Raw genomic sequence first — 26,490 nt, forward strand, 5'->3', positions numbered from 1 at the left:
GGAAAGTGGTGTCCCTCCGTCTAATAGAGAAGGCGAAGGCGGGAAACATTCGGCCTCATCCCTTGACATTGCAGGAGCCCGGCACACTTCATGCGCTCCGTTTTTCTGCCGACTGCCCGCTCTCATGCCCCAAGCCCCCACGAAACGCTACTGGACCGTTCGTTCCTCCTCCATCCATAACCGCGGCATTTTTGCCCGTTGTGACATACCCAACGACTCGCCGATCATCGAATACGTTGGCGAAAAAATCACCAAGGCAGAGTCTGCGCGGCGCGGAGAGGCTCTCGTCGAAAGATCCAAGAAGACCGGCGGCGCCGCTGTTTACGTCTTCACTCTGAACCAGAAGTATGACATCGACGGCGCCAAGGGGAACAACCCCGCGCGCTACATCAACCACTCCTGCGACCCCAACTGCGAGGCCTTCATCATTCGCGGCCGCATCTGGATCTACTCCCTGCGCGACATCAAGGCCGGCGAGGAGCTGACCTACAACTACGGCTTTGACGTGGACACCTGGGACGAGCACCCCTGCCGCTGCGGCACGGACCGCTGCGTGGGCTTCATCGTGGAGGAAAAGCAGTGGCCCAAGCTCCTGCGCAAGCTGGAGAAGCTGGAGCGCGACAGCAAGAGCGGGAAGCTCAAGCTCAACGGCACCGACGAAGGGAACGGGAAAAGCAGCGCCAAAGCTGGCAAGACCAAGAAGCCTGCTGCAAGCAAGAAGCCTGCTGTGGCCAAGAAAGGCGCGGCGAAGAAGGCCGGGAAGAAGAAGGGCTGAGTGGCGCGGGGCGGCCCGCCCGACTGGCTGCTGCCATGATGCAGCCAGCTACACCCTCCGCGTCTCCCGCTCCGTGACACGGGCGGCGGAGGTGTTTTGAAAATGGGTGATGGCCGTGGCCAGGGCATCGGCGGCGTCTGGCTCCGGGGTTTCGCGCAGGCGTAGCTGGGCGCGGATCATGAAGGCCACCTGCTCCTTTTGTGCGGCACCACGCCCCACGGCGGCCTGTTTGATTTCACGCGGGGCGTACTCGTAGATGGGAAGGCCGTGCTCTGCCGCGGCGATCAGGCAGGCCCCGCGCGCCGTGCCCAGCACGATGGCGGTCTTGTAGCTCTGCACAAAGATGGTGGACTCGATGGCGCACACCGTGGGTGAATGTCGAACGATGACCTCATTCAGGCCGGCGCGGATGGACACCAGGCAGCCGGAGGGCAGCAGCGCGGGCTTGTTGTGGATCACGCCCCACTCCACCGCCTTCACCACACCGCCTGCGCACTCGACGACGGCCCAGCCCGTTTTCCGCAGCGCGGGGTCGATGGCCAGCACGCGCTCGACGGCAGGCGTCACAGCGGCTGGCGCGGGGCTGCTGGTGGTGCGGGCCATCAGCGGCGTTTTTTCGGCCCGCCACCCTGGCCGAGGTGGAAGAGCTGGTCCACTGACAGCGTGCCGGAGCCAAACATGAGCAGCGTCACGGTGATGATCAGGTACAGCCAGGCAGCCTCCACGCGCGGAGAGCCCGCATGCTGCAGCACCACCAGGGTGGTGATGACCACGGGCAGAAAGATGACGGCAAAGAGCCGGGTCAGAAAGCCGAGGGTCCAGCTGATGGCCACGGCCACGATGAGCAGCGCCACCACCGGCGCCAGCAGGTGAGCGTAGGGCATGCCCGCCTCATGAAAGGCAGGCACCCAGGCCCAGGGCTTTTCCTGCCAGAAGAAATGGTAGGCATTCTGCACGGCACCCAGCCCGTAGCGGGTCATCAGCAGGAGACCCGTCCCGATGCGGAGGATGGCTGTGGTCTGAAAAAGGGAGCTCAGGGGGGCTTGTGCGCTGGCGGGGCTGCTGCCGGTGTATTCGAGCATGATGCGAAAAAAATCAGATGTCGGGGGAGAGGGTGATGATGTCGCCTGCCTGCGGTTTCCAGTTTCTGTCCGCAGCCTCCAGCGAGGTGAAAAAGTGCCGCTGGCCCTGGCGAGAGATGTAAAAGCCGCGGGCGGTGGAGCCCGGCTTGCGCCCGCCCGTCACGGTCACGGCCTGCTTCACGCTCATGTCATTGAAGACCGGGATGAACTCCGCCTCATGTACATCTCCGTTCAGGGAGATGACGGGGGTGTTTTCCACCGAGATGATCTGCACGGTGATCTCCCGCGTGTTGCGTCCGGCCAGACGGAAAACGGTGGCGATGGCCTCCGCCGCCTGCGGCAGGCGCAGCCCGCCGACACGCGCAGTGCCCACCTTGCCCAGCGGCAGCAGCCCTTCGGTATTGATCATCTCGATGCCGCGGTAGATGCGGTCCGGGCTGCGGGTGCCCTCATACACCTCAAGCCGCACGGTGTGGCCAAAGCCGAGCGTGCCGCGTGAGTTGAACGGCACATCCGGGTCTTCGGCGTTCACCTTGTCCCTCTCCGCCATGCCAGGCACCAGCTTGGCCACGGTGTTTCGGCTGGGCAGGCTGGGCATGCCGATCTTTGGCAGCTTGGGCAGCGAATCGGGGAGGATGCTCTTGATCATGCCACAGGAGCAGAGCACGAGGCTGACGATGGCAGAAAGAAGGGCGGATGGGACGCGCAGCATGGGAGGGCGGGAATCAGGTTTCGCCATGATGGCGGCACGTGCTGCGAAGGCAAGAGGCTTTCGTCTCCGGTCAGGGATACTTCATGTCCATCCCGGTTTTTTTAAAACATCGCACGTCAGCCACCGCGCGCGGCCATGGGCGTCTCATAGTCCCGCAGAGCTTCGGAGATGGAGGCCGGCCGGTCGGCAGGCTGGCGGCTCATGAGCCGTTCCACCCACTGCACCGTGCTGGCCGGCAGGTCGGGCCGCAGAGTGCCCAGCGGCTGCGTGCGGTGGTGCAGGTGCGCCACCATCACCTGCGGCTTGGTCTCGCCTTCAAAGGGGTGCCGCTGGGTCAGCGCGTAGTAAAACAGGCAGCCCAGGGCATAGATGTCCATGCGTGCATCTGCCGGAGCGCGCTCAAACTGCTCCGGAGCCATGAAATGCACGGAGCCGGGCAGCCCGCTGGCGGGCAGGGGAGTCTGCGTTTTCCCGCGGGGAAGCGTTTGTGCCAGGCCGAAATCCAGAATCTTCACCTGCAGGCCGCCGTCTGGCAGCCGCCGCACCATCAGATTTCCCGGCTTCAGGTCCAGGTGCAGGATGCCCCGCGCATGTACGGCGCGCATCCCCTCCAGCGTCTGGCGCACCAGGGCGTCAAAGTCGGCGGTCTTCAATGCCTCCCGCATGACCATGGCTTCCAGCGTCTCTCCCCGCACCAGTTCCATCACGATGTAGCCTCCCTCGGCATCCAGGCCGAAGTCATGCACGGCCACGATGTTCGGGTGCTGCAGCGCGGACTGCTGCTGGGCCTCGCGGATCAGGGCATCCACGGCAGTGCCGCAGCCTCCCGTCTTGCAGGTCAGCACGCGCTTGAGGGCCACCTCGCTGCCTGTCTGGAGGTCGCGCGCCTTGTACACCGAGCCCGTCCCACCCTCGGCAATGGGGGCCAGCAGTTCATAGCGTGCGTTCATCAGGAAAGGCGATGCTGACACTTTCAAGCTTTCACGCAATGAAACTTTAGCACGTTTTGGCAGCTGTGCTAAAATCAGCGCCCACACCATGCAGCTCCTCTGTGTTCAAGACCTCAAAATTCACTTCCCCGTGCGCGGGGGCTGGCTGGGCCGCACCACCGACGTCATCAAGGCCGTGGACAAGGTCAGCTTTGAAGTCGAGGAGGGCAGCACCGTCGGCCTGGTGGGTGAGAGCGGCAGCGGCAAGTCCACCGTGGCCCGCGCCCTGCTCAAGCTCATCCCCGTCACCTCCGGCAGTGTGAACTACCGCGGCATGGAGATCCTGCAGATGCCCGAGAGCGAATTCCGCCCCCTGCGCAGGGAGATGCAGATGGTGTTTCAGGACCCCATCGGCTCGCTCAATCCGCGCATGACCGTCGAGTCCATCCTCGGCGAGCCGCAGATGATTCATTTCAAGGAGCTCTCCAAGGCGGACCGCCGGGAAGCCTCCGCCGGACTGCTGAAAAAAGTGGGCCTGCCCGAGGACGCCCTGCACCGCTACCCGCATGAGTTCAGCGGCGGCCAGAGGCAGCGCATCGGCATCGCACGTGCACTGGCCGTGAAGCCCCGCTTTCTCATTTGCGACGAGCCCGTCAGCGCCCTCGACGTGAGCGTGCAGGCGCAGATCTTGAACCTGCTCAAGGACATCCAGGCAGAGCTCGATCTCACGCTCCTCTTCATCGCACATGACCTCGCCGTCGTGCGGCACATGAGCGACCACATCGTGGTCATGCACCACGGCAAGGTGGTGGAGCAGGGAAATGCGGACGAGATCTGCGAAAACCCCCGTCACGACTACACCCAGAAGCTCCTCGCAGCCGTGCCAGAGCTCATCTGACGGCACGCTGCCGCAAAGCGGCGCTGGCAAAAGACGAAACCCGAACGACGAATGAAATCCCAATGACCGAAGTCCGAATGGTGAGCCGTAGATGGCAAGGTCATTAGGCATTCTGAATTCGTCATTCGTCATTTGCCCGCGCGCTTCCTCACCAAGACTCTCTTTCCTGATCCCATGACTCCCCTTTTCAAGAAATTCATCGGCATGAACTGGCTGCTGGTGCTCAATGTCACCGCCCTGTGTGTGTTTGGGGTGTATGCCATTTTCAACGCCTCGGCCTACAAGGACTCCGCCGAGTTTGCCCTCAAATGGAAGGACCAGCTCCGGGCCATCCTCATCGGCGTGCCGGTGTTTTTTGGCGCCTCGCTCATCGACTACAAATGGGTGCGCTGGGCCTGCTGGCCGCTTTACCTGGCGGGCATCGGCGGTCTGGTGGCCGTGCTTCTCTTTGGCGTGGAGCGCGGCGGCAACAAGGCCTGGCTCATCATTGGCGGGCAGTCCGTCCAGCCCTCGCAGTTTGCCATCATGTCCGGCATCCTGGTGCTGGGTGTGGTGTTTGGGGAGCTGCCCCGCCTGCTGCCTGTCTTTCGCCGTCCATGGCTGCGCATCATGGTCGCTGGCATGGTCGCCGGCGTGCCTGCCATCATGGTTATCAAGGAAGACCTTGGCTCCGGCCTTGTGTGGGGCCCGGTATTTCTTTCCATGATGCTCGTGGGCAGCATCCCCTTCCGTTACATGATCACCATGCTGCTTGGCGTCGTCAGCATTGTGCCGCTGGTGTATGTCTTTGCGCTCAAGCCCTACCAGCAGGCGCGTATCAGCTCCACCTGGTACATGATGACCAACCAGCTCGACAAGGTGGACCTGCAAAACGAGGCCTGGGTGGCGAAGTACCTCCTCATCGGCGTATCCACCGCCGGGCTGGACGGCAAGGGGCCGGAGTCTAAAAAAGTCGAGGATCAGGCCTCCATCCACCGCACCTTTCTGCCGCATGAAACCATCAGCGACTTCATCTTCTGCGTGGTCTCCGAGGAGTTCGGCTTTCGCGGCGCGGTGCTCCTGCTCTCAGGCATGGCGCTGCTGCTCCTGCAGAGCGTTTTTGTGGCCTTCTGTGCGCGCGACCAGCTAGGGCGGCTCATTGTCGTGGGCGTGGTGGCCATGTTCTTTGTTCACACCTTTCAAAACGCCGGCATGAATCTCGTCATGCTGCCCGTCATCGGTCTCCCCATGCCCTTCATCAGCCACGGCGGTACGTTTGTCATCGTCTGCCTCTTCCTCATGGGCATGGTGCAGAGCGTTTGGGTGCACCGCAACATCTCCGCCGTGAAGAAGAAGCGCTCGGTCAACGGCCCGCGCCGTGACGACGACGACGAGGACTAGCCGGGGCAGGGGATGAGGCACTGGCGGCATGCCGGGAGCATGCACCCTCTTCGTTTTCCGTTTCCATCCCGAGGGCTTAAAAATGGAAACGAAGCTTTTCACCCGTCGGCGCGCACTCACCCCTCGCCTGCGTGCTGCTCTTCCCAGAATTTCCGCAGCTCGCGGAGCTGCTTCTTATCCGGCTTGGCCACCATCTCGTGCTCGCGGGGCTGGATGAGCTCGCGCTCGCGGCGCAGCTCGCTGGCTTTTTGGATCCACTCCAGCGGGGTCTGATTGTCACAAAACTCCGCCACACGCGGCGGGCCGAGGCGCTGGGGAGGGAAAGCGAGCACGCGCAGCCGCAGGCGCAGGTCTCCGCGCACCACCTCCAGCACATCGTCGGGCTTGAGATCGCGCGAGGCCTTCACCACCTGGCCGTCGATCGTGACGTTCCCCTTGGCGCAGGCCTGGGTGGCCAGCGTACGGGTCTTGAAGACGCGCACATGGTGCAGCCATTTGTCCGCACGGGTGTTCATGTCATGCGGCCTTGTAGGTGCGCTCGCCAAAGATGGCGCTGCCCACGCGCACCATGGTGGCCCCTTCCTCGATGGCGATCTCAAAGTCGTGGCTCATGCCCATGCTCAGCAGCGGCAGCGGGCGGCCGCCGGTCTTTTCCAGCTCGTCGCGCAGGGTGCGCAGTTGTATAAAATGCGGGCGGCTTTTTTCCGGATCGTCATCAAAGGGCGGGATGCACATCAGGCCCTGGATCTCCAGCCGCGTTAGAGCATACAACGACTCCAGCTGCGCGCGCAGGCCTTCGGCGCTGAAGCCGTGCTTGCTGCTCTCATCTCCCAGATTCACCTCAAGATACACCTTGGCCGTGAGCCCCAGCTCTCCGGCGACGCGGTCGATGTCGCGCGCCAGATCCAGTGAATCCACGCTGTGGATGGCCTGCACATGCGGCAGGACTTTGCGCACCTTGTTGGACTGCAGGTGGCCGATGAGGTGCCACTGCAGGGTTGAGGGAAGCTGCGGCGCCTTGGCCAGGATCTCTTGCACTTTGTTTTCACCAAACAGGAGCTGCCCGGCCTCCACCGCCTCGCGGATGGCCTCCAGGGGAAAGGTCTTGGACACCGCCAGCAGCTGCACCGTGGCGGGATCGCGCCCGCAGCGCTGGGCAGCGGTGGAGATGCGGTCGCGGATGGCTTGCAGGCGGGAGGCGAGGTCGTTCATGTCTTCACAAAGAGAAACGGAAGATGAGCCGCGCGCGCAACGTATTTTCGCGCTCCACCATTTCAAACCACATGCAATCACGCCGCCACTTCATCCGCCAGTCCGCCGCCACGCTCTTTGCCGCCCCCTGGGTCACCACCGGCATGCGCGCCGCCTCACCGAATGGCAAGCTGCGCCACGCCGCCTTTGGTGCCGCAGGCATGAGCATGGCCGACATGAGCGCCATGTCCAACCACCCCATGTGGGAGCTGACCGCCGTGTGCGACGTGGACACGCGCAACTTTGCCAACGCGCAGAAAAAGTGGCCCAACATCCGGGTGTACCAGGACTGGCGCGAGCTGCTGGAAAAAGAGGCTGACAACATCGACAGCGTCAACGTCTCCACCCCTGACCACATGCACGGCAGCATCGGCCTGGCCGCCATCGCCAAGGGCAAGCATATCTACGGCCAGAAGCCCCTGGCGCACAACCTCTGGGAATGCCGCCAGATGGTGGAGCGCGCCCGTGCCAAGGGCGTGATGTCCCAGATGGGCATCCAGATTTCCTCCGCCTTCACCGAGCGCCACGCCGTGGCCCTCATCCAGATGGGTGCCATCGGCAAGGTCAAGGAAGCCCACACCTTCTCCAACAAGAAGTGGGGAGACCTCGAAGTGCGCCCAACCAAGAGCGACCCCATCCCGGCCGGATTTGACTGGGACAAATGGCTGGGCGTGGCCTCCGAGCGCAGCTACATCGAGAAATACGACCACCCCGGCAACTGGCGCAAGCGCCGCGACTTTGGCACCGGCACCCTGGGAGACATGGGCTGCCACATGTTCAGCGGCTGGTTCCGCTCCCTCGACCTCGCCGCCCCCATCTCCGTGAAGTCCACCGGCCCCGTGCCTAACAAGGACAACTGGGCCATCAACGCTGTGGTGGAATACACCTTCAAAGGTACGAAATACACCGCTGGCGACACCGTCAAGGTCACCTGGACCGACGGCGACGCCCGTCCGCCAGCCGAGGTCATGGCGCTGGTGGGAGACGTCTCCAAATTCCCCGGCCAGGGCACCATCTACCTGGGCACCGAGGGCGTGCTGCTCTCCCCGCACGGCTCCACGCCGCTGCTCTACCCGCGCGAGAAGTTCGCCAAATTCGGCGCCTATCCCAAGCTGGAACCCCGCGACCACTGGGCCGACTTCATCGACTGCTGCCTCAAGGGAGACAAGCAACCCTCCGCCAACTTTGACTACGCCGGCCCGCTGACCGAGGCCGTGCTGCTCGGCTGCCTGGCCAGCGCCTTCCCCGGCGAGAACCTCGTCTGGGACGCCCCCGGCCTGAAGATCCCCAACAACGCCGAAGCTGACAAGATGGTGCGCCGCGACTACCGCAAAGGCTGGGAGATTGTGTAACGCCCTCGCGCTGCACACACCGTTCCGCGCCCCCTTCACCGGCACACCCGCCGCTGAAGGGGGCTTTTTTTATGTAACGCTCCCCGTGCCAAACACTCGTTGATTGTGTGCTGCCAATAGCGGTACCGCAGTTGCTGAATATAGTAACGTTTTTTGCGATACATATGCGCCCATTGCGTGCTGCCTAGCCCGACACACCGGCTGCCGTGAGGGACTGCTCACACTGCCTTATCACCTGCACGCCGGTTGCTCGAAAGGCTGCGGGATCAAACGTCACTGGCGGGAAGCTGTCACTCGGATTTGTTACTGTGCACGTCGGTTAAGCATCACTTCAGTGAAATATTGAAAATAGCGTAAATTATGTGGACAACTCTTTCATCAGTAAAGTTTTGAAAGGTTGTTAACATGTCTCATAAATGATAATAAGTAACGAAGTTATAGATACATGTCAAGTGAGTGTTCGCACCCTTCTGGCCGCTGTATCGCTGGGTGCAATAAATAACGTTGATTAAGTTACATTATTCAATTGAGTACCACTGGGCACAATACTGCTCGCACTGCCATGCATCATGTGAGCGCCATCTGCAAAGGCGTGCCTACTGCACTGAGAATAACATAACGTTATTTTCGATACATTCGCATCACTCGCATACTACCGTCAGCGGCACACCGGGGTGCCTTGGCAGATTGTGTCTGGCTCCAGTTCCACACGGGCGGTCACTGTGCATTACCTTCATCGGCCACCTTATGGCAAGTGGCGTATGTAACGATATAAACGATACAAAAAAATCAATTGTACCACCTTCACCGTTCGCCCTGACTTGCCCTGGTAGATCATGTAGCGTTGTTAGCGCTACGCATGCATCGATTGCAACCTACCTGCGCACCGGTGCCTTGGGAGGATTGTGCAATGCTCAAGTGCTGCACTTGTAGCTATTGCTCACAGCCTTCACTGATACAGTGGTCGCTATCAACAAATGTAACGTTGTAAACGATGCACTCGTATCGACTGAGTGCCAATCTCGGTGATGCACTGACAGCACGAGGATTTTATAACTCTGCGATCAATGAACGTTGGTTGTTGTTGGAATTAAGAAACGTTATAATCGATACTCTAACGTTGATTGAGTAGCACCTTCGCAGGCAGCCCGACTGCCATGGGAAAGCGTCTAACGCCTCTTATGCTGCATATGAACTGATTGTGCATAACCTTCCAGGCACTCTGCTTGTTATGGGTAATGGAGTAACGATTTAACCGCTACATGATCCGGGTGGCATAGCGCAAACCAACACACCCCACCGTTTGCAGTGCGCTGACAAACACCCACATTCCAAGGATGGGGTGCAAGGTTGCTCAGGTGGCTCCCACCCTCGTTTCCATTTTTGTGCCTCTAGAAGCGGAAACGGGAAACGAAGAAAACGGGGGGGGCGCTCCCCCCCTTCACTCCGCCTTGGCTTTCGCCTTCCCTTTGCCCTTCTTGCCCTTGCCGGGCTGGCCGGTCTTGGTGTCCAGCGTGTAGGGCGGATTTTCAAACGGCACAGGATCAGCCATGACGCGCGGGTCGCCCACCGCCTGGAGCTTTTCCAGCAGCTCGGCCGCCATCTTCGCCTTCACCTCCGCATAGGCGGCTTCGGAGGCGACGTTGATGGTGGAGTCGGGGTCTTTGCTGAGATCGTAGAGCTCCTCGGCGGGGCGCTTGGCAAAGGCGTAGTCAAAGTACCACTTATACTGCGAGTCGTTGCGGTGCTCCACCAGCCAGGCCTTGGCGGGGGAGGCGTCCATGTCGGGAAACGCCACATACGTTTCATTCTCCAAATCATCCTGCGTGGGCGTGAAGCTCTCGGTCAGCGTCTTGTAGTCTCCCATGGGCATGCGCTCGGGCTTGAAGTTGCGGATGTAGAGGTAGCCGTCCTTGCGCAGCGCGCGCTGGGGGTAGGGGAGGTTTCCCTCGCGGGCGATGCTCACATGCCGCTCGCGGCCCGTGATCACATAGTCGCGCTCTGTCTCGATCCTCCCCGACTTGCCCGACTTCATCAGGTTCACCAGGCTTTTGCCATTCACTCCTTCCGGAATCTTCGCACCGCCGATCTCCATAAACGTGGGTGCCAGGTCCATAAGGTTCACGAAATCGTCGATCACCCGCCCTCCAGGCTGGCCAGGCCAGCGGATCGCCAGCGCCACATTCACGCCGAAGTCATACAGGTTGCACTTGCCGCCGGGAAAGCCGGGCGCACCGTGATCGCCACTGATGACGATGACCGTGTTGTCATACTCACCGGCCTGCTTGAGCCGCTCGATGATCACGCCCACCTGCGCATCAAAGGCCTGGATCTCTCCCAGATAGCTGCCGAAGTCCTCGCGGAATTCCGGCACATCGGGCAAGTGCTTGGGCAGCCGGCCCTTGAGGGCGTCCGGGTCGATGCCCCACTGCGCCTGCCCGCTGCCTTTGACCCACTTGCGGTGCACGTTGGTGGGCCCATGCCAGAAGGCAAACGGCGCGCCTTGGGGCCGTGCGGCCAGGAAGCTGTCAAAATTCCCCCGCACCTCGTCATAGATCTGCTGCTTCGCCGCCTCCACGGCCACGCCCTCTTTCATGAGCTTGTCCACGTTTTGCGAGAACTGGTTGCAGCGCCCGCCGCTCTTTTGGTACGCAAACTGCTGGCCCCCATACGGCGCGTCCGCAGGCTCTCCGGGGCTCCAGACCTTGAAGGACTTGCCGAGGTGGTAGCCCTGGTCCCTGAGCAGCAGCGGGTAGCTGGGGATGGCCGGGTCCCACACCGCGCCGTTGAGGATGGCGGCACGGCCACAGTTGAAAAAGTAACGCCCGGAAAGCACCGCGCTGCGGCAGGGCGTGCAGCTCGGCGCGCTCACATACGCCCGGCGGAAGAGCGCCCCCTCGCGCGCGATGCGGTCGATGTTCGGCGTCTTCACCACCTGGTTCGGCGAGGGGAATTTCTCGTGCTCCGCGTAGATGCACGCGTAGCGGCCCCAGTCATCTGCAAAGAGGAAGAGGATGTTCAGCGGCTTGTCCGCAGCGGTGGCAAAGGCAGTCAGGGCCAGGAGGCAAAGAAGGAGGCGCATGGTTGCGTCATAACGGGAAGCTGGTGCGTAAACCTTCGCCAAAATTAAGCGCAAACTGCGCATCGACATCCCGGCTTTGCTCCTGAACCTGCCCCGCATGATCCACTCCCTGCTCGACACCACCCAGGTCATCAGCGTCATCCAGCTGGACGGGGTGCCGTATGAAGTCTGCGCCGAGGCGGCAGCCAGCCATGACCGCAGCCAAAATCTCCTCATCGTGGAGCTGCGCGCCTTCCTCCGCGCAGAGACGCACGACCACATCGGGGAAGTCACCACACCCGCCTGGCTGCCCGCCCCGCAGACCGTCACCGAACGCGTCGGCGCCGAGGAGGCGCATGAGCTGGCAGCCGATGTTCTGGCCTCCTGGCGTCACAAGGTGGCAGGAAGCCTGCCTAAATAACCATCCCATGGCCATTAACCATCCCATGGCAATCCTTTGTCTTCTTTGAGGGTTGCGCTGAGAACGATTCACCCCATGAATGCGCGCGCATGAACAATTTCAAAATCCTTTGCCTTACGACCACATTGACGTGTGCCTCCTGCACCGTCGGGCCCGATTTCAAGCTGCCGGAGGTGCTCATGCCCTCCAAGTGGAAAAACGGCGGCAAGGTGAGCACGGCGGACATCCCCGTGCCCGGAGAGTGGTGGAAGCTCTTTGGCTCCAATGAGCTGAACCAGCTCGTGGAGCGCGCCATGGCAAACAACCAGGAGCTGCGCGGCGCGCTGGCACGGGTCGAGACCGCTCGCGCCCTCGTCGGGGTGCAGCAGGCAGACTGGTTCCCCCAGCTCAACATGAAGGACGGGATGAATTACGAGCGCCTCTCCCAAAGCTCCTTTGGCGCCAACCTTCCCCCCGGTGTCGCCCTGCCCAAGACGCAGCGCCGCCGCTTTCAGAACCTGCTGGAGCTCGGCTGGGAGTTTGACCTCTGGGGTCGCGTGCGCCGTGGCGTGGAAAGCTCCAAGGCCTCCCAGTTTGCCGCCATGGAGACCCTCTCCGCGCGGCGTCTCACCCTCGCCGCAGAAGTGGCGCGGTTGTATTTCCTGACCCACTCGCTGGACCGCCAGATGCAGGTCGTCATCGGCACCCAGACCTGGCGTGAAGAAGCCCTCAAGCTGCAGGAGTCGCGCTTCAAAGGCGGCCTCGCGAACGAAATGGACGTGGCCAGAGCGCGCACCGAGCTGGAGCTGGCCCGCAACGACCTCGCCGCCCTGGAGCGCCAGCGTGGCAACGCCGAAAATGCCCTCGCGGTCATCTGCGGAGAGATCCCCTCAAACTTCAGCATCGCCAAGACCGCCAGCCTGCCACGCCTGCCCAAGGTGCCCTCAGGTCTGCCCTCCACCCTGCTGCAGCGCCGTCCGGACATCCGCGCCGCAGAGCAGAAGATGCGTGAGGCCAACGCCCAGGTGGGCGTCTCCAAGGCTTCGTTCTTCCCGGCCTTCAGCATCGTCGGCAGCGGCGGTCTGGAGAGTATTGGCGCCGCGCATTTCTACGATCAGCGCAGCCGCATCCTCACCATCGGGCCCAGCATGACCCTCCCCATCTTTCAGGGGGGCAAGCTGCGCGCCAACCTGAAGTCCAGCAAGGCCGCCTATGAAGAGACTCTGGCCAGCTACCGCCAGAGCATCCTGGTCGCCCTGCAGGAGGTCGAGGACAGCCTCATCGACGCCCGGGCCTACGCCAAGCAGGGCCAGGCGCTGGACGCCGCCATCGCCGCCGCGCAGGAGACGCAGCGCCTTGCTGAGCTGCGCTACCAGAAAGGCCTCGCCAGCTACTTTGAAGTGGTGGACGCCAACCGCACCGTCCTCAACGCCAAGCTGCTCTCCGCCCAGGTGGAAGGCCAGCGCCTCATGGCGGCTGTGGCCATGCTCAAGTCGCTTGGCGGCGGCTGGCAGTAAGCCCGTGGCGCTGCCGCCATTCCATTCCCGCCTCCCGCAGTGCGCAATCTTCCCGTTTTCCTCCTCTGTCTGGTCTGCGTGGTCGTTTACGGCCTGGTGGTGCCCCGGCTTTTCAAGCGTGGGGAGAAAAGCAGGCCCACCCTGGTCAAGCGCCTCTTCATCTACCTCTTCTGGGGCGTGATCTTCAGCGCGCTCTGGCATTCGTACTTTTACCCCTCCGCCCCGGCCTGCCAGATGGCGGGCATCGCGCTGGGGCTTGGCAGCCTGGCCTTGTTTCGCTGGGCCTACCGCCAGCATGGCAGGCACATGCCCGGGCGCGCCTTCACGCCAGACGTGCCTGCGGCCATCGTCACTAGCGGGCCCTATGCGCGTGTGCGGCACCCCATCTACGCGGCCTATCTGCTCTTCATGCTGGGGCTGGTGGTCGGCACGCAGAGCGCCCTGGCAGCGGTGCTCTGGCTCCTGCTGGGCGTCATGTATCACCACGCCGCCAGCCAGGAGGACGCGCTGCTGGCCGCCTCCGCGCATGCAGACCTCTACCTTCGCTACATGCAGCAGTCCGGCAGGCTGCTGCCATGGAATGTCTGGCGGCGCAGGCAGGTGTGAGGCTGGGCAGCTTTTGGAGTATCCCATCAGCTGGTATTTGCTGGCGGGAATCAGCGCCGGCGATCTTACTTTAATCTTTATGTACGACTTTTTTCGAATGTGGTGCTTGGAAAAGCGGCACGTCAGGTGCCTATTCGTGGGATGAAGACCACCAACCTGGCCGCCATATTCCTCGCTGCTTTTTCATCTCTCGCCGCAGCAGACCACGACATCGTCATCTACGGCGGCACCTGCTCCGCCGTCATCGCCGCCGTGCAGGCCAAGAAGATGGGCAGGAGCGTCATCGTCGTCTCACCAGACAAGCACCTTGGCGGCCTTAGCAGCGGCGGCCTCGGCTTTACCGACACCGGCAACAAAGCCGTCATCGGCGGTCTCTCCCGCGACTTTTACCACCGCGTCTGGCAGCACTACGACAAGGACTCCGCCTGGGTGCAGCAGAAGAAATCCGAATACGGCGGCAAAGGCCAGGGAACACCCGCCGTCGATGGCGAAAACCGCACCATGTGGATCTTTGAGCCCCATGTGGCCGAGCAGATCTTCGAAGACTACGTCAAGGAATTCGGCCTCGAAGTCGTGCGCGATGAGTGGCTGGACCGCGCCAAAGGCGTGAAAAAGGACGGCGACAAAATCACCTCCATCACCACCCTCAGCGGCAAGACCTACGCGGGCAAAATGTTCATCGACGCCACCTATGAGGGCGACCTCATGGCCGCCGCGGGTGTGGACTACCACGTCGGCCGCGAGGCGCAGAGCGTGTATGACGAAAAGTGGAACGGCATCCAGGTGGGCGTGCTGCACCACCGCCACCACTTTGGCGCGGTGAAAGAGCCCATCAGCGCCTACAAGATCCCGGGAGATCCCAAGAGCGGCGTGCTGCCCCGCGTGAGCACCGCACCTCCCGGCGAGTACGGCGCAGGCGACAAAGGCGTGCAGGCCTACTGCTTCCGCGCCTGCTACACCAATGACCCCGGCAACCGCGTGCCCTTTCCCAAGCCGGAAGGCTATGATGCAAACCAGTACGAAATCCTGCTCCGCGTGCTGAACACCGGCTGGGGCGAGTTCTTCGAGAAGTTTGACCCCATCCCCAACCACAAGACGGACACCAACAACCACGGGCCCTTCAGCTTTGACAACATCGGCTACAATCACGACTACCCCGAGGCCAGCTACGAGCGCCGCCGCGAGATCATCGCCGAGCACCGCCAGTACCAGCAGGGCCTCATGTGGTTCGTGGCCAATGACCCCCGCGTCCCCAAGAAACTGCAGGCAGAGCTTCAAACCTGGGGCCTGCCCAAGGATGAATTCACCGACAACGGCAACTGGAGTCACCAGCTCTACATCCGCGAAGCCCGCCGCATGGTCGGCGCCTATGTGATGACCGAAAACGAGCTGCTCAAAAAGCGCCCCACACCCGATAGCGTCGGCATGGGCAGCTACGGCATCGACTCCCACAATATCCAGCGTTACATCACCCCCGAGGGCAATGTGCAGAATGAGGGAGACATCGGCATCAGCACCAAGGGCCCCTACGAGATCGCCTACGGCTCGCTCGTTCCCAAGAAAGGGCAGGGGAGCAACCTGCTCGTGCCCGTGGCCATGTCCGCCAGCCACATCGCCTACGGCAGCATCCGCATGGAGCCCGTGTTCATGATCCTCGGCCAGAGCGCCGCCACCGCCGCCGTTCTCGCCTTGGACGCAGGCATCCCCGTCCAGGACCTGCCGTATGATCGGCTCAAGACCCAGATCCTCAAAGACGGCCAGATCCTCCACTACCACGGCCCCAAGACCACCCGAGGCGTGGACCCCAAAACCCTCAAAGGCATTGTTTTGGACGACACCGACGCCAAGGTCACCGGCGAGTGGCATGAAAGCGGTGCCGCCCAGACCTTCCTCGGCGACGGCTACAGCCACGACGGCAACGCCAAGGACGGCAAATGCAGCCTCCGCTTTGAGCCCAAGCTCACCAAGCCCGGCAAGTACCGCCTCATGCTCGCCTCCCCGCCCAACAGCAACCGCGCCAGCAACGCCCTCGTGGAGGTGCAGTATGCCGACGGCGTGAAGAAGCTCAAAGTCGACCTCAAGTCCCCCAAAGCCGGCGAAGGCCTCTTCTGGATCGACCTCGGCGACTACGAATGCGGCAACGACACCGCCATCACCATCTCCAACGAAGGCGCCGACGGCTACGTCGTCGTGGACGGTGTCCGTTGGCTGCCGGTGGAGGAGTGAGGCATGAGCAATGCTGCGCTCCTGAGACGTTTCCATCGGGTCCTAGGACTCTTCATCACAGGCCTGATCCTCAGCGGTCTCACCGCCTTCCCCCTGCTGCATGAGCTGCGGCTCATGGCCTCCTGGCTCGGCATTGAAAATCATGCCGCCTACGTCCAGCATGCAGGTCTGAAATTCTGGATCGGCTACGTCTGGCATGGGCTGGAGGTCACGCAGGCGCAGTTCCCGTTTGTCGCCTACGGCACGGACTGGCTGGCGTTCGGGCATCTCATGATCGCGGTGTTTTTCATCGCCGGGCCTTGGCGTGACCCCGTTGCCAATGCCTGGGTGCTGAAGGTGGGCCTCTTTGCCTGCGCCGCCATCTTTCCCCTGGCCCTGATCTGCGGGGAGATTCGCAGTATCCCGCTCTCCTGGCGGCTCATCGACTGCTCATTCGGCCTCTTTGGGGCGCTCCCGTTGCTTTACTGCCTGCATCTGGTGCGGCAGATGCGTCAAGGAACTTCAGTCTGTCCGTAATTTTCCGCCTCGATTGGCCGTATGCCTAGAGATCTCAACACCCTCGTCATGTCCACCCTTCGTCATTTGATCCTCGTCACCGCCGCCTGCGCCACAAGCGCTTTTGGCGCGTATCCCACCTTTACCACCACGGTGCCCAACGGCGGCCAGCGTGGCACCGAGGTCAAGCTCACCGTCACGGGGACCCAGCTGGCAGACTTTGAGAGCATGATCTTCTTCTCTCCTGGCTTCACCCAGAAGAGCGTGGAAAAGATCGAGCCCAACAAGGTGCAGCTCACCATCGGCATCGCCCCGGACGTGCCGCCCGGAAACCACCTCATGCGTATCCGCACCAAGACCGGCATGTCGCATGCGCGCCAGTTCTTCGTCGGCATCTTCCCCAACGTGGAGGAAAAGGAGCCCAACAGCGACTTTGAGACACCTCAGGTCATCCAGCTCAATCAGACCATCGAAGGGGTCGTGCAAAACGAGGACGTGGACAACTACCGCGTCAGCCTCAAGAAAGGCCAGCGCCTCTCCGTCGAGGTGGACGGCCTGCGCCTCGGCTACACCGTCTTTGACCCCTTCCTGGCCATCATCGACAAGAACCGCTTTGAAAAGGTCATCTCGGACGACACCATCCTCCACCGCCAGGACGGCTACTGCTCCTATGTGGCCGAGGAAGACGGCGACTACACCGTCATGATCCGCGAGTCCTCCTACCGTGGCGGCGGCAACTCCTACTACCGCCTCCATGTCGGCAGCTTCCGCCGTCCGGACGTGGTGTATCCTGCCGGTGGCAAGATCGGCTCCACCACCAAGGTCCGCTTCATCGAGCGCGACAGCTCCTTTGATGAAGACGTGAAGCTCCCTGCAGAGATCGATCCTGACTACATGCTCTTCTCCAAAACCCAGGAGCCCGCCCCTTCCGGCAACCCCTTCCGCCTCGTCACCTACGACAACGTGCTCGAAGCCGAGCCCAATGACGAGCAGGCCAAGGCCACCGTCGCCCCCGGGGCCCCCATCGCACTCAACGGCATCATTGAAAAGCCCGGCGACGTGGACTTCTTCAAGGTCCCCCTCAAGAAAGGCATGACCCTCGAAGTGCAGGCCTTTGCCCAGAGTCTCGGTTCCCCGCTCGACAGCGTGGTGAACATCTACAACGCCAAAGGCGGCTCCCTCAGCGGCAACGACGACGGCGGTGGCCGCCGCCGCCTCGACAGCAAGTTCAAGGTCAGCATCCCTGCGGACGGTGACTACTTCGTGCGCGTGGCCGACCATCTGGAGCGCGGCGGCCCGAACTTCGTCTACCGCCTCGAGCTCATCGCCGCAGAGCCGGAAGTCTTCTTTGCCTCCCCGCAGTACTCGGTCAATGACAACAACTACCGCCAGTTTATCGCCGTGCCAAAGGGCGGCCGCTACGCCACGCTCGTCAACGTCACCCGCAACAACGTTTCCGGCGACTTCAAGTTCGACGTCAAGAACATGCCGCAGGGCGTCAAGCTGCTCACCGAGATGGCCCCGAAAGACCTCGGCAGCGTGCCTCTGCTCTTTGAGGCCGCCGCAGACGCCCCCCTCGGCCATCAGGTCGTGCCCATCACCCTCAACGCCGTCGATCCCAACACCAAGTCCGTCGGCAAGCTCCGCCAGGAGTTCGACATCGTGCGCAACGGCAACGTCGTCTATTACACCCAGATCGAAGACCGCCTGCCCGTCGCCGTCGTCGAGGAGGCTCCCTACTCCCTCGAAATCGTCAAGCCTGCGGTGCCGCTGGTGAACAACGGCATCCTGGAGCTCAAGGTCGTCTCCAAGCGCAAGGAAGGCTTCAAGGCCCCCATCCGCGTGCTCATGATCTGGAAGCCCAACGGCGTCAGCGCCCTCGGGGAGCAGACCATTCCTGAAGGCCAGAACGAGTGCGTCTTCCAGCTCGACGCCAACGCCAATGTCGCCGCCGGCTCCTGGAACTTCACCGTCATGGGCGAGTCCGACGGCGGCAGCGGTCGCATCTACAATGCCTCTCCCTTCACCGCTGTCACTACTGCCCCGGCCTACATCTCCGCCCCCGCCATCCCGCTCGTCGCCGTGGAGCAGGGCAAGGAAGGCGTCATGGTCGCCAAGCTCGAGCAGCTCCAGCCCTTTGAAGGCGAGGCCACCGCCCAGGTCCTCGGCGTTCCGGACACCATCCCGATCGAGCCCGCCAAGATCACCAAGGACACCAAGGAAGTCTCCTTCAAGGTCAAGACAGACGCCAAGTCCCCCATCGGCAAGCAGGCCAACCTCTTCGTCCGCGTGGACATCCCGGTGAAGGGCACCAACGCCACCACCATCCACCGAGTGGCGCTGGGCTCCATCCTCCGCATCGATGCCCCCCGCAAGGTTGTGACTCCGCCTACCGTGCCGGTCGTCGCCGCAGCCAAGCCCAAGGAAGCGCCCAAGCCAGCCGCTGCCCCCGCTCCCAAAGTGCTCTCCCGCCTCGAGCAGCTCCGCATGGAAGCTTCAGGTGCCAAGAAGTAAGCGCTCCGCTTAGCTTTGAGAATCCCACGATGAGGAAGGCCCCTGGCCTTCCTCATTTTGTTTTGATGCCGAACGCCGTTGAAAACAGGTCCGTTATTCCTGCCGCAGCAGAGGCTGTTCTCGCCCAGGTGAACGACGCGGTGCCCTGGCCGTAGGTCGGCCCTGTTTGGCGTCGGGCGCTTCTTCTGCGCCACCGCTATCTTCGCCAAACCGCCCGGCTGCGAGGGCGTGCGTACGCCCTTGCGCCTGCCGTATGCAGATGGATGCATGGCCTGTCGCCACCCTCATCTTCCGACGGCCTCCCGCCAATCTCCAGACCCAGACCCATTTTCAACTGCTCGTGATATTACTTGGCGTGCGGCAGGTCCCACGCCTTCAGCCACTCCACCTTCGTGCGCTTGAATCCCTTCTTCAGCAGCCGCTCCTCCATGTCTCCCAGGTGCGCGGCTCCATAAAAAATGGCGAGCCGCTTTTTCCCCGCCGCGATCTCCTTGTCCATCACTCCCAGCGCCACCTTGTTGCGCTCGCCTACCAGCACCGTGCCGTCTCCGGTCTCAATGCCCGCCATGATGTCCTCCACACTGTCAAACTCCTGCGCGATCATCCGCTTCAGCTCCGTGCTGCTGTCCTTCAGGGTCAGGATCTTCAGCAGCATCACGATGCCTGCCGCGTCTGAGTTCACCCCGCGCTTCTCATTCACCTCTTTCTGCGCCTGCGCCGCCTTCAGGTAGAGCGAGAGAAAGCTCTCCTGCTTCTGCGTCTGCGTCTGGGTAAACTGGGACATGTCCATGTCCGCATGCACAAAGTTTTTCGCCGTGTAGTCGATCCCCTCCAGCTGGCCGTGCAGCTTCAGCGTGTCTCGCATCAGGGTCTGCAGCTGCCCCACCCACTGCATCTTTTCCGCCTCCTTTTTGGCCTCGGGCTTTCCCCGTTCCTCAAAAGACGGGCCCACGAGCTCATAAAGCACCGCATCGTAGCCTTTGAATTTCACGTTCAGCGCATCGAAGTACGCCTTGTCCGCGATGTGGATGGCCCCCACCAGGTCCACCTTCACCTTCTGCGGCGACTCATAGCCCACCACCGCCGTTTGCAGGCTGTCGCTCTTCTCCTCCTCCACAAAACGGATGAAGTTCGTGGGCTCTTCCGCTGCCGAAAGCACGGCAAAGGCCAGGGCGGCTTGCAGCAGCAGAAGTCGTTTCATGGCCGGCTTCCTCGGTTCAGCCTTCCGTCTTGAAGATGCGCGCAAAGAAGGCCTTCATCTCCTCCCAGGAGGCCTTGTCGGCGGCCTCGTTGTAGGCCGCGCCTTTGCTGTTGTCATTGCCCGCAGCCTTCTGGGTAAAGGAATGCACCGCTCCCGGGTAGCTCACCAGCTTGTAGTCCACCTTCGCGTCCTTCATCTCCTGCTCAAACGCAGCGATGTCCTTCGCCGGCACAAATGGATCGTCCGCGCCATGCAGCACCAGCACCTTGCCCTTGATGTTTTTGCCGTCGGCCGGCGTCGGGGAGTCCAGCCCCCCGTGGAAGCTCACCACGCCCTTGATCAGCGCCCCGCTGCGGGCCAGCTCGATCACGCCGGTGCCGCCAAAGCAGTAGCCGATCGCCGCGATTTTGGACACATCCGTCTGCGGGTCCTTGCTCAGCACCTCCAGCGCCGAGAGCATCCGCTCGCGGTACAGCTTGCGGTTGGTCTTGTATTTGCCGGCCTCCTGGCCTGCCGCAGGCGGCTGCGGGCGTATGCCTTTGCCGTAGATGTCTGCGGCAAAGACGTTGTAGCCCAGCTCGGCCAGCATGCGTGCCCGCATCTTCTCGTTGTCACTCAGCCCTGTCCATTGGTGGATGATCAGCACCGAGGGCAGCTTGCCGCTCCTGGCGGTGTCCACGACGTGCAGGCCCTCGCAGGCCACGTCTCCGGATTTGTATTCGACGGTCGTCTCCTTGATCTCGGCCTTCAGCAGGCCGGCGGAAAGGAGCAGGGAGGAGATGAAAAGCAGAGTGCGGTTGGTTTTCATGGTTTTGGGTTACTCTAAACAGAAGGGGACGGGTTTTCCAACTCGTTTCCCTTTCGAACTCGAATGATGATTCTACTTGAGTTCCTGGATGCGGATGTTTTTCCACATCACCTCCTTGCCCACCGCCTCGGTCTTTTTGCCAATGCCGTGCACCTGCAGCGCGATCACGCCCTCCGCCGTCATGTCATCGGTAAAGTCCGCCGCCAGCACGCCGTTGATGAAGGTCTTGATGCTGCTCCCCCGGCACTCGATGCGTGCCTGGTTCCACTCTCCCTGCTTGAAGGCCTTGCGGGCTGCTTCGTTGTTCTTCAGGTCAAACAGCCAGCCTCGGCGGCCTTCGTCATACACGCCGCCGGTATAGGCGCGGGCACTTGGGTCGATCTCAAACTGATAGCCATGCACGCGGTCCGCTGGGAATTTTTTCTTTTTCCCCGCGATCTCCACCTCCGTCTCCTGCGTGTAGTAGTTGCTTCGGAACTGGATCCCCGAGTTCATCGAGGGATCGACCTTGAACTCCACTTCCAGGATGAAGTTGGAGTACTTCTTCGCCGTGCACAGAAAGGAGTTCCCCGTGTTCGGCACCGTCTTGCCCACGATCACGCCGTTCTCCACCCGGTACTGCGCCGTGCCGCTGTGCTGCTCCCAGCCGCTCAGCGTCGTGCCGTCAAACAGCGGGACAAAGGCGTCCTCCGCATGCAGGGCGGTGGAAAGGGTGAAAACAGCGGCGAGGGAGAGCAGTCGGTGGGTCATAGGGCGGTGATAAACGGGTGCCAGGGCGGTGTCTTTCCGCGCATCTGTCCGCAAACCACGCCCACCGCCGCTCCCGGCGTCCGCCCGGACGCGGGCCAATCCACGTAAAAAATTTAAGCTATCATTTAGTTGCAGATAGATTGTGTTAGGCCAGCTATTTAATAAGTATGGCTATTAAAGTATAGGCCACTTCTGGCTGATGTCGGTGAAATGCAAAGCTGGACAATCTGCACCCGCAGCCAAAGATGAAAAGACTGATCAAGACAAGACCGCTCAACCCCTCGCTGCAAATACGGCTGGCTTGCATCGCCATTTTGGGTCTCCTGACTGCCCTTTGTGCCATGGCCTACTACAGCGGTCGGAAGGTGGAGGACGACAGCAACCTGATCGCCCAGGATGCCGTGCCCGGCACCATCCACGCACATTACATGCGCATGGCCATCTCCCGCAATATCGGCTGGGCTTTGGTGGCCGCTTCCGCCCAGTCCCCAGAGGCCCGGGACGAGGGCCTGAAAACCGTCCATGAGGCCGAAGAGAAGTTTGCCGATGAGCTTCAGAAGTATCAGGCCACCATCAAGCTGAATCCGGCCGAGGACGGGGCGTTGCTCGACTTGGTCAAAGAAACGGCTGCGGTATTTTTCGAAAAGTGCAGGGCTTACGAAGCCTTGATTGTCAGCGGAGACCGTACCGCGGGTGCCGCCTACTTGGAGCGCGAGCTGCTCCCGGTCTTCGTCCCCGCCATCAAGGCGGCGGAGGACCTCATCAAATACAACCACGCCAACAGCATCAGCTTCTCGGCTTCGATCCGCCGCAGCGTCAGTGACCTTTACTGGGCAGTGGTCGTGGTCATGGGACTGGCCCTGGCCTGCACGGTCGTGCTGGTTTTTAATCTGACCATCCGCCGCCGTGAGTTGACGGTGTTGCAGGAGAGTGAGGAGAAGTTTTTCAAAGCCTTCAAATCCAACCCCAGCGGCATCGCCATCACAGAACTTGAGACAGGCAGGTTCATCGAGGTCAACGACAGCTACTGCCGCATCATGGGTTATTCCCCCGGTGAGGTCATCGGCCATACCTCGCTCGAGCTGGGCATCTGGGAGACTTCTGGCGCACGCAGCCGCATGTTTGAGCCTCTTTTTGCCGGCGGCTCCCTGCGTGACATGGAGATGTACGCCATCACCAAGACGGGGGAACGCAAGGCGATCAACGTCAACGCAGACCCCATCGAGCTAAATGGAAAAAAATGTGTCATCTCGCTGGTGGCGGACATCACGGAGCGCAAGGAGCTGCAGCACAAGCAGACGCAGCTAGCGGCCATCGTGGAAAGCTCCGAGGACGCGATCATTGGCAAGACGCTGGAGGGCATCATCACCAGCTGGAACCGCGGGGCGGAAAAAATCTTCGGCTACACGGCGGCGGAGGCCATCGGGCAGCCCATGTTCACCTTGTTCCCACCTGAGACGCAGCAGGACGAAAAGGACATCCTGGCCAGGATCTCGCGTGGGGAGACCGTCCAGAATTTGGAGTCCGTGCGCGTCTGCAAAGACGGGCGCCGCATTTTCATCTCGGCCACCATCTCCCCGCTCAGGGATGAGGATGGAAAGGTCATAGGGGCCTCAAAGATCGCGCGCGACATCACCGCGCAAAAGCAGGCGGACGAAGCTCTGCGAGAGGGCGAGGCCCGCATCCGCAGCCTGGGCGACAACCTGCCCAGCGGCATGATGTACCAGCTCGACATGGGCACAGACGGCCAGATGCGGCGCTTTACGTATGTCAGCGCAGGCGTGGAGAAGCTGCACGGACTCAAGGCAGAGGCGGTGCTTCAGGACGCCCAGCTGCTCTACGCGCAGGTGGCCAAGGTGGACCAGCCGCGGGCGACTGCGCTCGATGCCGACGCCCTGGCCTGCATGAAGCCCTTCATGGCGGAGCTGCGCATGCAGATGCCGTCCGGCGCGCTGCGCTGGAGCCTCTTTAGCTCAGCCCCCCGCCGTGCGTCCAACGGCCATGTCCTGTGGGACGGCATCGAGCTGGACATCACCGCGCTCAAAGAGGCCGAGGAGATCCTGCGGCAGAAGCAGATGCAGCTCGTGCAGGCCATGGAGATAGCCAAGCTGGCGCACTGGGAATTTGACGTGGTGAAGAACATGGTGACCGCCGACGAGCATCTTTTCCAGATGATGGGAACGACCTCCGAGCACGAAGGCGGGCGCTCCATGCCTCCGGAGGAGTACATCCGCAGATTTGCGCACCCTGAGGACGCCGGGATCGTGGCGGGAGAGGTCGCTCTCGGAGTCGCCACCACCGACCCGGAGTTTGCACGGCAGTTTCAGCACCGCATCATCCGCAAGGATGGCGTGGAGCGCATGATGCTGGTGCGCTGCCGCATCCTCATGGACGAGGGCGGCCGCACCGGCAAGATCCTCGGCACCACGCAGGACATCACAGAGCAGAAGCAGGCCGAGCTGCGGATCCGGCAGCTCAACCGCATCCACGGCGTGCTCAGCGCCATCAACAAAACCATTGTGCATGAGAAGGACCCGCAGTCGATGCTCAACAAGGCCTGCCAGATAGCGGTGGAGACAGGTGGCTTTCGCATGGCCTGGGTGGGCATGCACGACACCGCCGCCAACCGGATCAGGCCGGTGGCCTCCGCCGGTGCCGTGCAGGGGTATCTGGACCATGTCAACATCGACCTCAACGACGAGCAGCGCAGCGCAGGGCCCTCCGGCCGCTGCTTCCACACCGGGGAGCACGCGGTGTGCAATGATGCCGAGCTGGACGAACGGATGGCACCATGGCGCGATGAGATGCTCAGGCGCGGCTACCACTCGTCTGCCTGCTTTCCGCTCAAGACGGGCGGAAAGGTGCGTGGCGTCTTCACCCTCTACTCTGACGAGACCGCCTTTTTCAACGAGGAGGAAATGCTGCTGCTGGACGAGCTCGCCATGGACATCAGCTTCGCTCTCGAAGTGGGCGAGGGCGAAGCCCGGCGCCTGCAGGCGGAGCAGGAGCTGCGCTGGCGCACCGCTTTCTTCGAGGCGCAGGTGCACTCCGCCATCGACGGCATTCTGGTCCTGGACAGCACGGGCAGAAAGCTGCTGCAAAACCGCCGCATGAACGAGCTGTGGAAAATACCGCTCCACATCGCGGATGACCCCGACGACGCCCCGCAGTTCCAGTTCGTCGTCGGCAGGGTTAAAAACCCGGAGTACTTCGTGCAAAAGACGGTGCACCTCAACGCGCACCCGGACGAGTCCAGCAGCGACGTGATCGAACTCGTGGACGGCACCATCCTGGAGCGCTATTCCGCACCCGTCCGCGGCCGTGACGGCACCTACTATGGCCGTGTGTGGACCTTCCATGACATCACCGGTCGCAAGAAGCTGGAGCAGCAGTTCCTCCGCGCCCAGCGCATGGAGAGCATCGGCACCCTGGCCAGCGGCGTGGCGCATGACCTGAACAACATCCTCACCCCCATCATGATGTCCGTCGCGGTCCTCCGCATTGGCCTGGCCGGGGACAGGCGTGAAAGCCTCTGCGACACCATTGAGAAGAGCGCGCAGCGCGGTGCACAGATCATCAAGCAGGTGCTCACCTTCGGCCGCGGTTACGAGGGGGAAAAGAAGCCGCTCATGGTGGGCATGCTCATCCAGGAGATCGAGCAGATGATCCGCAGCACCTTCCCCAAAAACATCAGGGTCGAAACCGAGATCGGACCCGCCCTGCGTCTGGTTCTGGGAGACGCAACTCAGATGCACCAGGTGCTGCTGAATCTCTGCGTGAACGCGCGCGATGCCATGCCCAATGGCGGGCGCCTGCAGATAAGCGCGGCCAATCTCGATATCGACGTCAGCTACGCCAGCATGCTGCCGGAGGTCTCCTCCGGGGCCTACGTACTGCTGAAGGTGGCCGACACCGGCTGTGGCATCCCTCCGGAAATTTTGGATCGCATCTTCGACCCATTTTTCACCACCAAAGGATTGGGCAATGGCACGGGGCTCGGCCTCTCGACCGTTCATGGCATTGTCAAAAGCCATGGCGGCATTCTCAGGGTAGAAAGCGAGCAGGGCATGGGGACGGTCTTCCACGTCTATCTGCCTGCCGCTGTGGAGCCCCCGCAACAGGCAGAAGCCACTGGCGCCGAGCCTCCCCCTCCTGGCCAGGGCGAACTCGTGCTGGTGGTGGATGATGAGCCCGCGATCATCAGCGCGGCGCGCTCCGTGCTGGAGTCAAACGGCTACCGCGTGCTCTCCGCCGCAGATGGCGTCGAAGCCATCGACACCTTCTCCAAACAAAGCAGCGAAATCGCCCTCGTGCTGACAGATGTGATGATGCCCGTCATGGATGGCGTGCTCTTTGTGCGCACACTCCGCAAGCTGAACGCGCAGGTGCCCGTGATCGGCTCGACAGGTGTGGCGGACAAAGGGCACCTGGAAGAGCTCAATGCGCTGCGTGTGGAGCATGTGCTGCGCAAGCCCTACAATGCCGCCACCCTTCTGCGCACCATTCACGCCGTGCTGCACCCTGCTTCCTAGC

The 26,490-nt window shown here is 62.0% G+C and carries 21 protein-coding genes; 11 read left to right on the plus strand and 10 right to left on the minus strand.

The window, feature by feature from the left end; all coding sequences use genetic code 11:
- Positions 1–124: 124 nt before the first annotated feature.
- Positions 125–775 carry an SET domain-containing protein gene (locus ACFQDI_RS04445; RefSeq protein WP_377163825.1) on the plus strand — a complete coding sequence of 217 codons (651 nt, stop codon included), beginning with the start codon at positions 125–127 and terminating at the stop codon, positions 773–775.
- A gap of 48 nt (positions 776–823) precedes the next feature.
- On the opposite strand, the gene ruvC is transcribed toward ACFQDI_RS04445, so the two are convergent.
- The 4 genes from ruvC to ACFQDI_RS04465 form a co-directional block, all read right to left on the minus strand.
- Positions 824–1,378 carry a crossover junction endodeoxyribonuclease RuvC gene (ruvC, locus tag ACFQDI_RS04450; protein ID WP_377163827.1) on the minus strand — a complete coding sequence of 185 codons (555 nt, stop codon included), beginning with the start codon at positions 1,376–1,378 and terminating at the stop codon, positions 824–826.
- Entirely contained in the window at positions 1,378–1,857 is a 480-nt protein-coding gene (locus ACFQDI_RS04455; protein WP_377163829.1) for a DoxX family protein, read from the minus strand. Before ACFQDI_RS04455 ends, ruvC begins: the two co-directional genes overlap by 1 nt.
- Positions 1,858–1,870: 13 nt before the next feature.
- Entirely contained in the window at positions 1,871–2,569 is a 699-nt protein-coding gene (locus ACFQDI_RS04460) for a polysaccharide biosynthesis/export family protein (protein ID WP_377163831.1), read from the minus strand.
- 116 nt (positions 2,570–2,685) lie between these two features.
- Positions 2,686–3,519 (minus strand): serine/threonine-protein kinase, encoded by an 834-nt coding sequence (locus tag ACFQDI_RS04465; RefSeq protein WP_377163833.1) that lies wholly within the window; start codon positions 3,517–3,519, stop codon positions 2,686–2,688.
- 88 nt (positions 3,520–3,607) lie between these two features.
- Between ACFQDI_RS04465 and ACFQDI_RS04470 the strand changes: the two genes are divergently transcribed.
- Complete coding sequence (locus tag ACFQDI_RS04470; protein ID WP_377163836.1) at positions 3,608–4,396, plus strand: ABC transporter ATP-binding protein; 789 nt, start codon at positions 3,608–3,610, stop codon at positions 4,394–4,396.
- Positions 4,397–4,570: 174 nt separating this feature from the next.
- Positions 4,571–5,776, plus strand: a complete 1,206-nt coding sequence (locus ACFQDI_RS04475; protein WP_377163838.1) for an FtsW/RodA/SpoVE family cell cycle protein — start codon at positions 4,571–4,573, stop codon at positions 5,774–5,776.
- A 116-nt stretch (positions 5,777–5,892) separates the two neighbouring features.
- Here ACFQDI_RS04475 and ACFQDI_RS04480 read toward each other — a convergent pair whose 3' ends face one another.
- Both ACFQDI_RS04480 and ACFQDI_RS04485 read right to left on the minus strand, forming a co-directional pair.
- On the minus strand, positions 5,893–6,291 hold the full coding sequence (locus tag ACFQDI_RS04480) for an RNA-binding S4 domain-containing protein (protein ID WP_377163840.1): 399 nt from the start codon (positions 6,289–6,291) through the stop codon (positions 5,893–5,895).
- A gap of 1 nt (position 6,292) precedes the next feature.
- On the minus strand, positions 6,293–6,988 hold the full coding sequence (locus tag ACFQDI_RS04485) for a YggS family pyridoxal phosphate-dependent enzyme (protein ID WP_377163842.1): 696 nt from the start codon (positions 6,986–6,988) through the stop codon (positions 6,293–6,295).
- A 71-nt stretch (positions 6,989–7,059) separates the two neighbouring features.
- On the opposite strand from ACFQDI_RS04485, the gene ACFQDI_RS04490 reads away from it, so the two are divergent.
- Entirely contained in the window at positions 7,060–8,379 is a 1,320-nt protein-coding gene (locus ACFQDI_RS04490) for a Gfo/Idh/MocA family protein (protein ID WP_377163844.1), read from the plus strand.
- Between the two features lie 1,441 nt (positions 8,380–9,820).
- Here ACFQDI_RS04490 and ACFQDI_RS04495 read toward each other — a convergent pair.
- Positions 9,821–11,461 carry a sulfatase family protein gene (locus tag ACFQDI_RS04495; RefSeq protein ID WP_377163846.1) on the minus strand — a complete coding sequence of 547 codons (1,641 nt, stop codon included), beginning with the start codon at positions 11,459–11,461 and terminating at the stop codon, positions 9,821–9,823.
- 97 nt (positions 11,462–11,558) lie between these two features.
- On the opposite strand from ACFQDI_RS04495, the gene ACFQDI_RS04500 reads away from it, so the two are divergent.
- The 6 genes from ACFQDI_RS04500 (at position 11,559) to ACFQDI_RS04525 (ending at position 19,198) form a co-directional block, all read left to right on the plus strand.
- Positions 11,559–11,861, plus strand: coding sequence for a hypothetical protein (locus tag ACFQDI_RS04500; RefSeq protein WP_377163848.1), 303 nt, complete (start codon positions 11,559–11,561; stop codon positions 11,859–11,861).
- Positions 11,862–11,950: 89 nt separating this feature from the next.
- On the plus strand, positions 11,951–13,357 hold the full coding sequence (locus ACFQDI_RS04505; RefSeq protein ID WP_377163850.1) for an efflux transporter outer membrane subunit: 1,407 nt from the start codon (positions 11,951–11,953) through the stop codon (positions 13,355–13,357).
- 39 nt (positions 13,358–13,396) lie between these two features.
- Positions 13,397–13,963, plus strand: coding sequence for a methyltransferase family protein (locus ACFQDI_RS04510; protein ID WP_377163852.1), 567 nt, complete (start codon positions 13,397–13,399; stop codon positions 13,961–13,963).
- Positions 13,964–14,104: 141 nt separating this feature from the next.
- A complete protein-coding gene (locus ACFQDI_RS04515; protein ID WP_377163854.1) occupies positions 14,105–16,189 on the plus strand; it encodes an FAD-dependent oxidoreductase in 2,085 nt (694 codons plus the stop codon).
- A 3-nt stretch (positions 16,190–16,192) separates the two neighbouring features.
- Complete coding sequence (locus ACFQDI_RS04520) at positions 16,193–16,705, plus strand: hypothetical protein (RefSeq protein WP_377163856.1); 513 nt, start codon at positions 16,193–16,195, stop codon at positions 16,703–16,705.
- Between the two features lie 48 nt (positions 16,706–16,753).
- Positions 16,754–19,198, plus strand: a complete 2,445-nt coding sequence (locus ACFQDI_RS04525) for a PPC domain-containing protein (protein ID WP_377163858.1) — start codon at positions 16,754–16,756, stop codon at positions 19,196–19,198.
- A gap of 346 nt (positions 19,199–19,544) precedes the next feature.
- Here ACFQDI_RS04525 and ACFQDI_RS04530 read toward each other — a convergent pair whose 3' ends face one another.
- From ACFQDI_RS04530 to ACFQDI_RS04540, 3 genes are all read right to left on the minus strand, one after another.
- The gene (locus ACFQDI_RS04530) at positions 19,545–20,399 is read right to left on the minus strand and encodes a hypothetical protein (protein ID WP_377163860.1); all 855 of its coding nucleotides are present in this window, start codon (positions 20,397–20,399) and stop codon (positions 19,545–19,547) included.
- 16 nt (positions 20,400–20,415) lie between these two features.
- A complete protein-coding gene (locus tag ACFQDI_RS04535) occupies positions 20,416–21,207 on the minus strand; it encodes a dienelactone hydrolase family protein (protein WP_377163862.1) in 792 nt (263 codons plus the stop codon).
- A gap of 72 nt (positions 21,208–21,279) precedes the next feature.
- Positions 21,280–21,957: a 3-keto-disaccharide hydrolase gene (locus ACFQDI_RS04540; RefSeq protein WP_377163865.1), complete on the minus strand. Its 678-nt coding sequence runs from the start codon at positions 21,955–21,957 to the stop codon at positions 21,280–21,282.
- Between the two features lie 245 nt (positions 21,958–22,202).
- On the opposite strand from ACFQDI_RS04540, the gene ACFQDI_RS04545 reads away from it, so the two are divergent.
- Positions 22,203–26,489 (plus strand): PAS domain S-box protein, encoded by a 4,287-nt coding sequence (locus ACFQDI_RS04545; RefSeq protein WP_377163868.1) that lies wholly within the window; start codon positions 22,203–22,205, stop codon positions 26,487–26,489.
- Position 26,490: the final 1 nt, after the last annotated feature.

This window comes from Prosthecobacter fluviatilis (assembly GCF_042655725.1).
In the GTDB taxonomy this organism is placed as follows: domain Bacteria; phylum Verrucomicrobiota; class Verrucomicrobiia; order Verrucomicrobiales; family Verrucomicrobiaceae; genus Prosthecobacter; species Prosthecobacter fluviatilis.